We start from the raw sequence: 12,013 nt of genomic DNA on the forward strand, positions 1-12,013 counted from the left end.
CACCTGACCTGCGGCTGACCGCTCCCCTGGTTACGCTCCCCAGAGCCGGTGTCGGGACCGGTACGAGGGAGCGGGGGCAGGATGACCGAGGAAGACCGACCGGACGACGACGTGGTGTCACGTCTGACGCTGGAGCAGAAGGCATCGCTGACCTCGGGCAGCGACTTCTGGCACACGCAGCCGGTCGAGGACGCGGGCATCGCGAGCATCATGATGGCCGACGGGCCGACCGGTCTGCGCAAGCAGGCGGGCGAGCCCGGCCTGTCGATGGGGCTGAGCTCCAGCGTGCCGGCGACGTGCTTCCCCACGGCGACCTCGCTCGGCTCGTCCTGGGACACCGACCTCGTCGAGCGCGTCGCCGCCGCGATCGCGCGTGAGGCGCGCGCCGAGGGCGTCTCCGTCGTGCTCGCCCCGGGGGTCAACATCAAGCGGTCGCCGCTGTGCGGGCGCAACTTCGAGTACCTCTCCGAGGACCCCCACCTGTCGGGCGAGCTCGGTCTCGCGTTCGTGCGCGGGCTGCAGTCCGAAGGTGTCGGCGCCTCCGTGAAGCACTTCGCCGCCAACAACGCCGAGACCGACCGGATGCGGGTCTCCGCCGACGTCGACGAGCGCACGCTGCACGAGATCTACCTCGCGGCGTTCGAGCGGGTGGTCACCGCCGGCGACCCCTGGACGGTGATGGCGTCGTACAACCGGATCAACGGCACCTACGCCACCGAGAACGCCTGGCTGCTGCGCGAGGTGCTGCGCGACACCTGGGGGTTCGAGGGCGTGGTCGTCTCCGACTGGGGCGCCGTCCACGATCGCGCCGCCGCGCTGCGCGGCGGGACGGATCTGGCGATGCCGCCGTTCGGGGACGACGACGCGGTCGTGGACGCCGTACGCTCCGGGTCGCTCGACGAGCAGGTTCTCGACGAGTCCGTACGCCGGGTGCTGGCGCTGGTCGAGCGCGCGCACGCCGCGGCCCCCGCCGACAGGGGCGACCCTGACCATGACGACGCGGCCTCCGCCGACGACCACCTCACCCATCACGAGCTCGCCCGCGAGGCCGCGACGGCCGGGGCCGTGCTGCTGAAGAACGAGCGGGTCGGTGGCGTCCCGGTCCTGCCGATCGCCGACGCAGGCTCGATCCTGGTCGTCGGCGAGCTCGCCCGCACCCCGCGCTACCAGGGCTCCGGGTCCTCGCGCGTCAACCCGACCCGCGTGGACGTCCCCCTGGACGCGCTGCGCGAGGCGGCGGGCACGGAGCTCGCCTTCGAGCCGGGCTACACCCTCGACGGCACGCCCGAGGAGGACCGCACGCTGCGCGCGGCCGCCGTCGAGGCGGCTCACGGCGACCGCGTCGTCGTGTGCTTCCTGGGTCTCCCCGACAGCTACGAGTCCGAGGGCTACGACCGCACGCACCTCGACCTCCCGCCCGCGCAGCAGGAGCTGGTGCAGGAGCTGGCGTCGGCCAACCCGCGCGTCGTGGTCGTGCTCGCCAACGGCGGCATCGTCACGCCGGTCGCGTGGTCCCGCGAGGTGCCGGCGCTGCTGGAGATGTGGCTCGGAGGGCAGGCGGCGGGCTCGGCCGCGGCCGACATCCTGCTCGGGCGTGCCGAGCCGACCGGCCGGCTCGCGGAGACCATCCCGTTCCGGCTCGAGGACACCCCCGCGTACCTCGACTTCCCCGGCCACCTCGGGCACTCGCGCTACGGCGAGGGCGTCTTCGTCGGCTACCGCTACTACGACGTCAGGCGGGTCCCCCCGGCGTACGCGTTCGGGCACGGGCTCGGCTACACGACGTTCGCCCAGGGCGACCTCTCCGTCGAGGTCTCCGGCGAGGGCGACGACGTGCGCGCGACCGTGTCCGTCACCGTGACCAACACCGGCGCGCGCCGCGGGACCGAGATCGTCCAGGTGTACGTGTCCGACCTCGACGCCCCGGTGGCCCGACCCGAGCGGGAGCTGAAGGGCTTCGCGCGCGTCACGCTCGACCCGACCGCCTCGGAGCGGGTCACGGTGGAGCTCGACGCGCGTGCCTTCGCCTACTGGCACCCGACCCTGCGACGGTGGGTGGTCGAGCCCGGCACGTTCATCGTGTCGATCGGCGCGTCGTCGGCCGACCTGCGGCGCAGCGTCACGGTCACGGTGGGCGGGACGGAGATCCGGACCCCGCTGTCGGCCGAGTCGACGCTCGCCGAGTGGAGCGACGACCCGGTGGGCGGCCCGCTGCTCGCGAAGGCGTTCGGCGGTACCGAGGATGAGCCGACGGCGGCCGGGCAGGCGATGGCGGCGCAGGTGCCGCTCTCGGCGTTCGCGGGCCTGGCGGGCTTCCCCCGCGCGACGGTGGACGCGCTGGTCGCCCAGGTCGGGTCCGGCGGTGCCGACGCTCCGTCCCGGGGTGAGGGTACGGCGCGGGCCGACGAGGCCGACGAACCCACGGGCCGGCCGGTCGAGGCGCTCGGGGACCCCGGCGCTACGCCGTGACCTGACCGAACCGCACGAGCGCGACCGACTCGAACGCGCTCACCACCGCGTACAGCACGATCGACGTCGCGGTGACGACCACGATGCTGGCCCAGAGCTGGTCGTACGCGTAGGCGGGGATCGCCTTGATCATGCTCGACCCGAGGCCCTCGCCGCTCGCGAGCCACTCGGCGACCAGGGCACCGATCAGGGCCGCGGGGACCGAGAGGCGCGCCGCGGCGAAGATCGACGGCGTCGCCGACGGCACGGCGACCGTACGCAGGGCGGTCCACCGGCTGCCGCCGTACGCGGCGACCACGTCGAGCGACTGGCGCGAGGCCGAGCGCAGTCCGAGGACGATCGTCACGAGCGCGGGGAAGAACACGACGATCCCGCCGAGGACGGCGACGCCGAGCTGTCCCCGCCCGAAGACGAGCGCGATCACGGGGGTCATCGCCACCAGCGGCACGGACCGCAGGATCATCGCGACCGGCATCGTCGCCTGCTCGACCACCGGCGCGAGGACGAAGAGCGCCGCCATCACCAACGCCGCGGCCATGCCGGCCGCGAACCCCCAGCCGGCGTCGCGCAGCGTGATCGCGAGGTCACCGAGGACGAGCTCCCGGTTGGCGGCGGCGTTCTCGCCGGCGAACAGGTAGTCCCAGACGGCCTGCGGCGTCTGGCCCACCCGCGGGCCGATCTCCGGGAACGCGGCCAGGAACAGCATCCACAGCACGACGACGACGAGGCCGGCGAGCAGGATCGGTCCGACGGTGCGGACCAGCGGGCGGACGACGGTCATCGTGCACTCCTCGTCTGGGCGCCCACCGACCACGGGGCGACGACGCGGCCGATCCAGGACACGACCAGATAGCCGACCCCGGCGAGCAGCCCGGCCGCGAGCGCGTAGCCCCAGGTGCGGGGGATGTTCGAGTTCTGCTGGGCGGCGGTGAGCGCGACGCCGATGCCGGAGTCGATCCCGCCGAGGTACTCGCCGAGGATCGTCCCGAGCACCGCTGCGGGCGCGGCGATCTTGAGCGCCGCGAAGACGCTCGGGAGCGACGACGTGACCTGGATCCGGCGGAACTGCTGCCACCGCCCTCCGCCGTAGGAGCGGACGAGGTCGAGCGACGCACGGTCGGCCGACCGGAACCCGCCGAGCGTGCCCACCATCGTCGTGAAGAAGACCGAGATCGCCGCCAGGAACACCGACGGCGCGCGGCCGCCGAACATGACCAGCACGATCGGACCCAGTGCGAGGATCGGGGTGCAGTAGGAGATGATCGCGAGCTGCGTCGCGACACCCTCGACCGGCGGGACGAGCACGACGAGGACGGCCAGCGCGATCGCCAGGACGTTGCCCCACAGGAATCCCTGCAGCGCGCTCTGCGCGGTCACCGTGACGTTCGGCCCGTACACCTCCCAGCCGTCCTCGAGCACCGACGCGAGGACGGTCCAGGGCGTCGGGATGGCGCCTCCGGCGACCTCCGTGACCCCGGCGAGCGCCCACAGCGCGATCACGGCAAGGACGCCGACGGCACCGGCGACCGGCTTGGGCACCGTCCGCATCAGGCGCCGACCCCGCTCGCGGCGTGCCGCGGTGCGTGCTCCCCCGAGGTCGCGCCGTCGTGCCCGAACAGCAGCGCCGACAGGCGGTCGGTGTAGGCGTGGAACTCGGGCGTACGGAGCAGCTCCGGGGTGCGGGGGCGCGGCAGGTCGATCGGCACCACCTCCACGATCCGGCCGGGGCGCGGGCTCATCACCGCCACCACGTCGGAGAGGAACACGGCCTCGGAGATCCCGTGGGTCACCATCAGCGTCGTCGCCGGCTTCTCGGTCCAGATGCGCAGCAGCTCGATGTTGAGTCGCTGGCGCGTCATGTCGTCCAGGGCGCCGAACGGCTCGTCGAGCAGCAGGACCGACGGCTTCACCACGAGGGCCCGCGCGATGGACACGCGCTGGCGCATGCCGCCGGAGAGCTGGGCCGGCTTCGCCTTCTCGAAGCCCTCGAGGCCGACGAGGCTCACGAGGTCACGGATCAGCGCGTCGTCCGGCTTGATGCCGGCCACCTGCAGCGGCAGCCTGATGTTGGCCACGACCGACCGCCACGGCAGGAGCGCGGCGTCCTGGAAGGCGATGCCGAGCTCGTGGCCGCGCACGAGCTCGCGCGGCGACTGCCCGTTGACCAGCGCAGTGCCGGTCGTCGGGGACTCCAGTCCCGCGAGGATGCGCAGGATCGTCGACTTGCCGCACCCGGACGGGCCGAGGAGGGAGAGGAACTGCCCCGAGTCGGTCCTGAGGTCGACCTCGGCCAGGGCCTCGACCTTGCGGCGCCCCATCGAGAACGTCTTCGTCAGCCCCTGCAGGTTGACGCCCGTGCCGAGGGAGGTGGTGGTGGCGTCCACGTCAGACCAGGTCCGGGTTCTCGTCGTAGACCTCGCGGATCAGCGACATGTCGAAGAGGTCCTCCGCCGCGATCTCGATCTCCGCGCTGGCGAGCGCGGCGATGTTCTGGGCGATCTTCTCGTCGCTGATCGTGAGGATCCCGTTGGCGGCCGTCTCGTCGCTCTGGATGAGCTTGGACTGCGCGATGTTGTAGTCGACCTGGTTGGCGAGGTCGAGGTCGAGGTCCTTGCCGTACTTCTCGACCGCCAGCTTCGCGGCCGCGTCGTGGTCGGCGATCGCGTCCTTCCAGCCCTTGATGAGGCCGAGGAGGTAGCCCTTGACGAGGTCGCGCTCCTCGTCGATCGCCTGCTGGCTGATGAGGATCGACTCGCCGACGAGCGGGAGCCCGTGGTCGGCGAACAGGAAGGTCGAGTTCGCGAAGCCGTTGGCGGCCAGCGACAGCGGCTCGTTGGTGATGTAGGCGACCCAACCGTCCACCTCGCCCTTGGCCAGCGGCGTGGGGTCGAACTGCACGGAGACGATGTCCATGTCGTCGCGCGACAGGCCGTTGGCGGCGAGCAGCGCGTCGAAGACGAGGGTGTTGGTGTCCTGCACGCCGATCTTCTTGCCGACCATGTCCTCCGGCGTCGCGATCGGGCTGTCCGCTCCGGAGACGATGCAGAACGGGCTGCGCTGGTACGTCGCGGCGATCGTCTTCGCCTCCAGGCCCTTGAGGATCGCCGGCGAGGCGAAGTCCGGGGTCGAGGTGCCGACCCAGACCTTGCCGGTGTCGAGCCCCGCCTCGGTGCCCGTACCGGCAGCGCCGCCCGCCAGGAGCTCGACGTCGAGACCAGCGTCCTTCCAGTAGCCCTTCTCGATCGCCATGTACTCGCCGGCGAACTCCACGTTCTTGATCCACGACAGCTGCATGGCGACCTTCTTCAGGCCGTCCGCGCTGGCCTCGTCGTCGCTGCCGCAGGCAGCGAGCAGAGGAGCGGCGCCCACCGCCAGGCCCGCGAGTCCGGTGAGCTGGAGGAAGCGGCGCCGGTCCATGCGGCCGGTTCCGGCGAGGGGGGTACGACGGGTCATCGGGGCTCCTGTGTGCGGTTCGGCGACGTCGGGATGTCGCGGAGCCTAAGGAGCACAGGTTTCCGTCGTGTCACCCGAGCAGGACACGACGTATCGACGCTGTTAACTCATGACTTCACACCGTCGGCTCAGGCCGGAGCCTCGCTGATCTCGGCCCGGGTCGCCCCGACGGCGTCGGCGAGCGCGTCGGCGTCGACGGTGATCCCGACACCGTGCCCTCCCCCGCCGATGGAGATCGTGCCGGTGATCCCGGTGTCCATCACGACCGGCCAGGCGTTGGTGCTGCCGAGCGGGGTGATGGTGCCGCGCTCGTAGCCGGTCACCGCCTTCGCCGTCTCGGCGTCCGGCATCGAGACGCGGTTGACCTCGAGCAGCGCGCGCAGCTTCGGCCACGAGAACTCACGGTCTCCCGGCACCATGACGAACCGGTAGTCGCCGTCGCGCACGCGCACGACCAGCGTCTTGACGAGTGCGCGCGGCTCGATCCCCCGGGCTGCGGCCGCCTCCTCGAGCGACCGCACGCGGCCGTGGCGGGTGACGGTGTGCTCGAGGCCGAGCTCCTGCGCGGCGGCGATGGCGCGGGCGGACTGGTCGGACGGGTCGGGGTTCTCGGTCGTCATGGAGCCATCGAAGCACGCGGCTCAACCGCTGGACGGGGGTGCCGACATGGGCGAGGCGGCGAGCGCCTTGGCGACGGCGACGAGGTTCGCCGCCATCGTCACCCCGGTCGTCTGCGACCACTCGTGGCCCTCGTCGGTCTCGGTGAAGCTGGGGCCCGGCCCAGGACCGCGGTTCCAGTACGTCCACGCCTGGCCCGGCACCGTGAAGCCGATGTCGCCCAGCGCCCCGGCGATCTCGGAGATGACGTGGTGGGCACCGTCCTCGTTGCCGGTGACGACGACGCCGGCCACCCGGTCGTACGCGACGGGCTTCCCGTCGTCGTCGGTCTCGGAGATCATCGCGTCGAGCCGCTCGAGCGCCTGCTGCGCGTACGAGCTGGGGTGCCCGACCCACGTCGGCGTCGCGAAGACGAGGATCTCGCTGGACGTGATCGACCCGTGCACCCGCGGCCAGTCGTCACCCTCGCCCATGTCGGTCTCGACGCCGTGCGCGAGATCGAGGTCGGCCAGCCGGTAGCTGGTGGTGCGGACGCCCCACCCCTCCATCGCCGACACCACCACGTCCGCGAGGACCTGGGTGTTGGACGGTTCGGGCGACGCCTTGAGGGAGCAGTTGAGCAGCGTGGCACGCACGGGACCTCCTCGGATCGGTCGCCCGGAGCGGTACCCGTTGCCGGTCACACCATGCGACGCACGAGGCCGAGCGGAGCGTGCCGCATGACGAAGGCGAGCGGGCGCCACGGCCACGACGGCACGATCCGCTCGGGCTTCTCGCTGTCGATCGCCGCGACCAGGGCGCGCGACCCGGTCTCGGTGTCGACCATGCCCTTCGGCTTCTGCTCGACCTGGTCGTTCATCTCCGAGGCGATGTAGCCGGGGAAGACGGTCGTCACCGCGATGTCGTGCCCCTTGCGGTTGACGAGGTCGGAGCGGATCCCCTCCGCGAGGTGCGCGAGGCCGGCCTTGGTGGCGGCGTACGTCGTCATCGAGCTCGGCATGCCGCGCATCGCCGACATCGAGGACACGACCACGAGGTGGCCGGACCGGCGCTCGTAGAAGTGCTCCATCGCCGCCTCGCACTGCGCGAGCGCGGCGACGAAGTTGGTCTCGGCGGTCTCGCGGTTGGCGGCGAACCTGCCGGTGCCGATGCGTCCGCCCTTGCCCAGCCCGGCGTTCACGACCACGCGGTCCAGGCCGCCGAGCTCGCTCGCCGCCGTCTTGAACACCGTGAAGACCTGGTCGTGGTCGGTCACGTCGAGCGCGTGGACGACGACGCGGATCGACGGGTGCGCCGCCTCGAGCTCGGCCTTGAGCGCCTCGAGCCGGTCGACGCGCCGGGCGGTCAGCGCGAGGTCGTGGCCCTTGGCGGCCCAGACGCGGGCCATGCCGGCGCCCAGGCCCGAGCTCGCACCGGTGATGAGGATCGTCTTGCGCATAGGGGCTCCTGGCGAGAGGTCAGCGATACGTGACGAGGTCGTGCGGGAGGTGCGTGTGCTCGTTGAACGAGACGAGCGTCCGTCCGGACGAGCCGGTGATGAGCGTGGTGACGCCGGCGTTGATCGCGACCGTGTTGAGCCGCGGCCACAGCGCCTGCGCCTGCGGGGTCCACGTCTCGGCGTCGCCCGCGAGGACGTGCGCCGCGACGATCGCCAGCGGACCGCCCGAGGTGAACACGACCGCGCTCTCGCCGCGCCCCAGCGAGGTGGAGAGGCGGTCGAACGCCGCGAGGACGCGGCCGGTGAAGTGCGTGTACGGCTCGGGGTAGTCGTCGTCGTGCTCGCCGCTGATCCAGCGGGCGACCGCCGCGACGAAGAGCCGCTGGAACTCCTTCGGGTCGGTCACCGAGGCGGCCCGCCCGGGGGCGTACGCCTCGACCACGGACTCGTGCGGGAACTCGTCCCAGCCGTTGTCGACGTCGTAGCCGTCCGACGGACCGGCGGCGTCGAGCGCGGCGATCGCCGTCTGCGCGTGCCGCTTCATCGACCCGGCGACGGCGTGCGTCGGCAGGAACCCGGACGCCTCCCACGACTGCCCGAGCGCGCTCGCCTGGGCGTACCCGCGCTCCGACAGCTGATCGTAGTCGTCGGAGCCGAACGACGCCTGGCCGTGGCGCACGAGGTGGATCGCGCTCATCGCGCGACCCGTGCGCCCTGGGTCCGCGCTCCGCCGCGTGCCTCCTCGTCGGCCGCCGCCTTGCGCGCCGTGCGCAGCATCGCGGCGCGGTAGAGCCACGGGGCGAACCGCTTCGTCGCGTACGCCACGCGTGCGTCGCGGTCCGGGAGGATCACGTGCTTCCCGGCGTCGAGCTGGCGCAGGACCTCCGCGGCGACGGTGTCCGCACTGCGCCGGGAGCCGTCGATCAGCTGCCGCGCGGACGCGCTCGCGTCGGGGTCGGCGCTGCGGATCGAGTCGGCGAGGTTGGTGCGGAAGAAGGACGGGCAGATCACGGAGACGCCGACGCCGTACGGTTCGAGCTCCCACCGCAGCGTCTCGCTGAGGGCGACGACGCCGGCCTTCACCGCGTTGTACTCGCTCATCCGTGGCGGGTGCACCAGCCCGGCGGCCGACGCGGTGTTGACGAGGGTGCCCGAACGCTGCGCCTTGAGCAGCGGCGCGAAGGTCCGGCACCCGCGCGCGACGCCGAGGAGGTTGATCTCGGTGATCCACTCCCACTCGTCGGTGGTGGTGAGGTCGATGCGTCCGCCGGCGGCGACGCCGGCGTTGTTCACGACGACGTCGATCCCCTTCCAGGTCTCCTGCACCCACGTCAGCGCGCGAGCCCAGTCGGCGTCTGTGCGCACGTCGAGCGGCTGGTAGGTCAGGTCGCCGTGCAGGGCGGAGATGCTCGCGGGGAGGTCGGTGTGGACGTCGGTCGCGAGGACGCGGCACCCACGGTCGAGCAGCTGGGTGACGAGGGCGAGCCCGAGGCCGGAGGCCGCTCCGGTGACGAGGACTCGGTCTCCTGTGCTGACGCTCATGCGGCAGAGCGTACCGAGCGGTCGCTTACCTCCGACGGCGGCAACCCGCGCTTCAGGCACCCGACTCCTGCGGTTACGTTTGTGTAACGACTCGTGGGAGCGCTCCCAATCGCTCTTGACCAACGTCTGTGACGGCCGCCACAGTTCGTGGGAGCGCTCCCACAGGCGGGAGCGGCGAAGGAGAGGGTCACCGTGTCATACACACGCCGTTCGCGCTTGCTGGCCGCGGCAGCAGCGCTCATCGCGATGTCATCGCTCGCCGCCTGCGGCGGGGACGACTCCGGCAGCGACTCCGGAGAGGACGTCACGCTCCGCGTGAACCTCTTCGGCAAGTTCGGGTACACCGATCTGTACAAGCAGTTCGAGAAGGAGCACCCGGGCGTCAAGATCGTCGAGACGGCCGAGGGCGACCTCGGCAAGTACAACACCCAGCTGACCCAGCGCATCGCCGCCGGGTCCGGCGCCGGCGACGTCGTCGCGATCGAGGAGGGCCAGGCGGTCAACTTCCTCGCCAGCGCCGACAAGTTCGTCAACCTCCAGGACCACGGGGCCAACGACCTCAAGGACCAGTTCCTCCCCTGGAAGTTCGAGGGCGCCACGACGGCCGACGGCTCGACCACCATCGGCCTCGGGACCGACGTCGGCGGTCTCGCGATGTGCTACCGCCGCGACCTCTTCGAGAAGGCGGGCCTCCCCACCGACCGCGAGGCCGTGGCCGCGCTGTGGCCGACGTGGGACGACTTCATCGCGACCGGCGAGAAGTTCCAGGAGGGCATCGGCGACGGCAAGGCGAAGTTCATCGACTCCGCCACCAACACGTACAACTCGATCCTGATGCAGTCGGCGGACGAGACGTACTTCGACCGGGACAACAACCTGATCATCGAGAGCAACCCCGCGGTGAAGGACGCCTGGGACAAGTCGCTCGAGATGGACGAGAAGGGGATCTCTGCCGAGCTCAAGTCCTTCTCGCCGGAGTGGAACGCCGGCTTCAAGAACGGCGACTTCGCGACGATCGCGTGCCCGGCGTGGATGACCGGCTACATCAAGGACCAGGCGGGCGAGGAGAACGCCGGCAAGTGGGACATCGCGACCGTCCCCGGCGGCAGCGGCAACTGGGGCGGCTCCTGGCTGGCCGTGCCCGCGGCGAGCAAGAACCAGGACATCGCCATCGAGCTCATCAAGTTCCTGAGCAGCGCCGACGGCCAGCTCGCGGCCTTCAACGCGGTCGGCAACCTGCCGTCCAACCCGAACCTGTACGAGGATCCCGCGCTGCAGCAGGCGACGAACCCGTACTTCAACGACGCGCCGGTGGGCCAGCTCTTCGTGGCCGGTGCCGCGAACCTCGAGCCGGTCTTCCTCGGCGCCAAGAACCAGCCCGTGCGTGACGCCGTCGAGAACGCGATGCGTTCGGTGGAGAACGGCCAGCGCAGCTCCGCCGAGGGATGGGACGTCGCGGTGAGCGACGCCGAGAAGGCCGCCGGCTGACCCTCACCCCAGCCCGTGGTGCCCGCGCCGCGACCCCTACCGCGGCGCGGGCACCACGAGACCACCCATCCGCTCGGACCCAGGAGCCCTCATGCACCTGCGTGACCGGCTCGCCCGGATCGACATCCACGGCGCGCCGTACCTGTTCATCGCCCCGTTCTTCCTGCTCTTCGGTGTCTTCGGGCTCTTTCCCCTCGGCTACACGCTCTGGGTCTCGCTGCACGACTGGAGCCTGCTCGGCGGCAACGAGGGCTGGGTGGGCTTCGCCAACTACAGCGAGCTCCTCAGCGACGACTACTTCTGGAACAGCCTGCTCAACACGTTCGCGATCTTCGTGATCGCCACCGTCCCGCAGCTGCTGGTCGCGCTCGGGCTCGCGCAGGTCCTCAACTCCAGCCTCCGCGCGATCACCTTCTGGCGCGTCGGCGTGATCATCCCGTGCGCGACCTCGGTCGCGGCCGTGGGGATCATCTTCACGATGGCGTTCTCCCGCGACTTCGGGATCGTCAACTGGCTCATCGGCCTGGTCGGCGTCGAGCCGATCGCCTGGAACCAGGAGCGGCTGCCGTCCTGGATCGCGATCGCGACCATGGTCGACTGGCGCTGGACCGGTTACAACGCGCTCATCCTGCTCGCCGCGCTCCAGGCCGTGCCGAAGGACCTGTACGAGTCCGCACGCCTCGACGGCGCGTCGTCCGCGCGGCAGTTCTGGTCGATCACGATCCCGATGCTGCGCCCCACGCTGATGTTCGTCGTCACGGTGTCGACCATCGGCGGGATCCAGCTCTTCACCGAGCCGCTGCTGTTCAACCCCGGCGCCAACGCGATCACCGGTGGCGACATGCGGCAGTTCCAGACCAGCGCGATGTACGTCGTCGAGCAGGCGTTCACGGGTCAGCGGTTCGGCTACGCCGCGACCGTCGCGTGGATCCTGTTCGCGGTCATCGTCGTGGTGTCGCTGGTGAACTCCCTGCTCGTACGCCGCATCCGCTCGGTCGACTGAGG

12 protein-coding genes are annotated in these 12,013 nt (G+C 71.2%); 3 read left to right on the plus strand and 9 right to left on the minus strand.

The genetic code is table 11. The features are described from left to right. The first annotated feature begins 81 nt into the window (after positions 1 to 81). A complete protein-coding gene (locus tag ACQSSQ_RS15015) occupies positions 82 to 2,469 on the plus strand; it encodes a glycoside hydrolase family 3 C-terminal domain-containing protein (RefSeq protein WP_431327887.1) in 2,388 nt (795 codons plus the stop codon). Here ACQSSQ_RS15015 and ACQSSQ_RS15020 read toward each other — a convergent pair. The 9 genes from ACQSSQ_RS15020 to ACQSSQ_RS15060 form a co-directional block, all read right to left on the minus strand. Further along, positions 2,459 to 3,250 (minus strand): ABC transporter permease, encoded by a 792-nt coding sequence (locus ACQSSQ_RS15020; RefSeq protein ID WP_431327888.1) that lies wholly within the window; start codon positions 3,248 to 3,250, stop codon positions 2,459 to 2,461. The genes ACQSSQ_RS15015 and ACQSSQ_RS15020 overlap by 11 nt on opposite strands. Then, on the minus strand, positions 3,247 to 4,017 hold the full coding sequence (locus ACQSSQ_RS15025; protein ID WP_431327889.1) for an ABC transporter permease: 771 nt from the start codon (positions 4,015 to 4,017) through the stop codon (positions 3,247 to 3,249). The genes ACQSSQ_RS15020 and ACQSSQ_RS15025 overlap by 4 nt, the downstream gene beginning before the upstream one ends. Continuing rightward, entirely contained in the window at positions 4,017 to 4,853 is an 837-nt protein-coding gene (locus ACQSSQ_RS15030) for an ABC transporter ATP-binding protein (protein ID WP_431327890.1), read from the minus strand. Before ACQSSQ_RS15030 ends, ACQSSQ_RS15025 begins: the two co-directional genes overlap by 1 nt. A 1-nt stretch (position 4,854) precedes the next feature. Next, entirely contained in the window at positions 4,855 to 5,922 is a 1,068-nt protein-coding gene (locus ACQSSQ_RS15035; protein WP_431327891.1) for an ABC transporter substrate-binding protein, read from the minus strand. Between the two features lie 128 nt (positions 5,923 to 6,050). Beyond that, entirely contained in the window at positions 6,051 to 6,542 is a 492-nt protein-coding gene (locus tag ACQSSQ_RS15040; RefSeq protein WP_431327892.1) for an aminoacyl-tRNA deacylase, read from the minus strand. A gap of 21 nt (positions 6,543 to 6,563) precedes the next feature. Then, positions 6,564 to 7,175, minus strand: a complete 612-nt coding sequence (locus tag ACQSSQ_RS15045; RefSeq protein ID WP_431327893.1) for a flavodoxin family protein — start codon at positions 7,173 to 7,175, stop codon at positions 6,564 to 6,566. A 44-nt stretch (positions 7,176 to 7,219) separates the two neighbouring features. Continuing rightward, the gene (locus ACQSSQ_RS15050) at positions 7,220 to 7,978 is read right to left on the minus strand and encodes an SDR family oxidoreductase (protein ID WP_431327894.1); all 759 of its coding nucleotides are present in this window, start codon (positions 7,976 to 7,978) and stop codon (positions 7,220 to 7,222) included. Positions 7,979 to 7,997: 19 nt separating this feature from the next. Beyond that, positions 7,998 to 8,675 (minus strand): histidine phosphatase family protein, encoded by a 678-nt coding sequence (locus tag ACQSSQ_RS15055; protein WP_431327895.1) that lies wholly within the window; start codon positions 8,673 to 8,675, stop codon positions 7,998 to 8,000. Continuing rightward, positions 8,672 to 9,520 (minus strand): SDR family NAD(P)-dependent oxidoreductase, encoded by an 849-nt coding sequence (locus ACQSSQ_RS15060; RefSeq protein ID WP_431327896.1) that lies wholly within the window; start codon positions 9,518 to 9,520, stop codon positions 8,672 to 8,674. The genes ACQSSQ_RS15055 and ACQSSQ_RS15060 overlap by 4 nt, the downstream gene beginning before the upstream one ends. Before the next feature lie 192 nt (positions 9,521 to 9,712). Here ACQSSQ_RS15060 and ACQSSQ_RS15065 point away from each other — a divergent pair, with 192 nt between their 5' ends. After that, positions 9,713 to 11,008 (plus strand): extracellular solute-binding protein, encoded by a 1,296-nt coding sequence (locus ACQSSQ_RS15065; protein ID WP_431327897.1) that lies wholly within the window; start codon positions 9,713 to 9,715, stop codon positions 11,006 to 11,008. 91 nt (positions 11,009 to 11,099) lie between these two features. Next, positions 11,100 to 12,011 carry a carbohydrate ABC transporter permease gene (locus ACQSSQ_RS15070; RefSeq protein ID WP_431327898.1) on the plus strand — a complete coding sequence of 304 codons (912 nt, stop codon included), beginning with the start codon at positions 11,100 to 11,102 and terminating at the stop codon, positions 12,009 to 12,011. Positions 12,012 to 12,013 lie beyond the last annotated feature (2 nt).

Source organism: Mumia spirodelae, from assembly GCF_050632745.1.
Lineage (GTDB): Bacteria > Actinomycetota > Actinomycetes > Propionibacteriales > Nocardioidaceae > Mumia.

Coding starts and splice junctions, on each gene's coding strand:
- ACQSSQ_RS15050 (WP_431327894.1), bottom strand. CDS start 7,978: ATGCGCAAGACGATCCTCATCACCGGTGCGAGCTCGGGCCTGGGCGCC.
- ACQSSQ_RS15060 (WP_431327896.1), bottom strand. CDS start 9,520: ATGAGCGTCAGCACAGGAGACCGAGTCCTCGTCACCGGAGCGGCCTCC.
- ACQSSQ_RS15035 (WP_431327891.1), bottom strand. CDS start 5,922: ATGACCCGTCGTACCCCCCTCGCCGGAACCGGCCGCATGGACCGGCGC.
- ACQSSQ_RS15040 (WP_431327892.1), bottom strand. CDS start 6,542: ATGACGACCGAGAACCCCGACCCGTCCGACCAGTCCGCCCGCGCCATC.
- ACQSSQ_RS15070 (WP_431327898.1), top strand. CDS start 11,100: ATGCACCTGCGTGACCGGCTCGCCCGGATCGACATCCACGGCGCGCCG.
- ACQSSQ_RS15055 (WP_431327895.1), bottom strand. CDS start 8,675: ATGAGCGCGATCCACCTCGTGCGCCACGGCCAGGCGTCGTTCGGCTCC.
- ACQSSQ_RS15025 (WP_431327889.1), bottom strand. CDS start 4,017: ATGCGGACGGTGCCCAAGCCGGTCGCCGGTGCCGTCGGCGTCCTTGCC.
- ACQSSQ_RS15020 (WP_431327888.1), bottom strand. CDS start 3,250: ATGACCGTCGTCCGCCCGCTGGTCCGCACCGTCGGACCGATCCTGCTC.
- ACQSSQ_RS15015 (WP_431327887.1), top strand. CDS start 82: ATGACCGAGGAAGACCGACCGGACGACGACGTGGTGTCACGTCTGACG.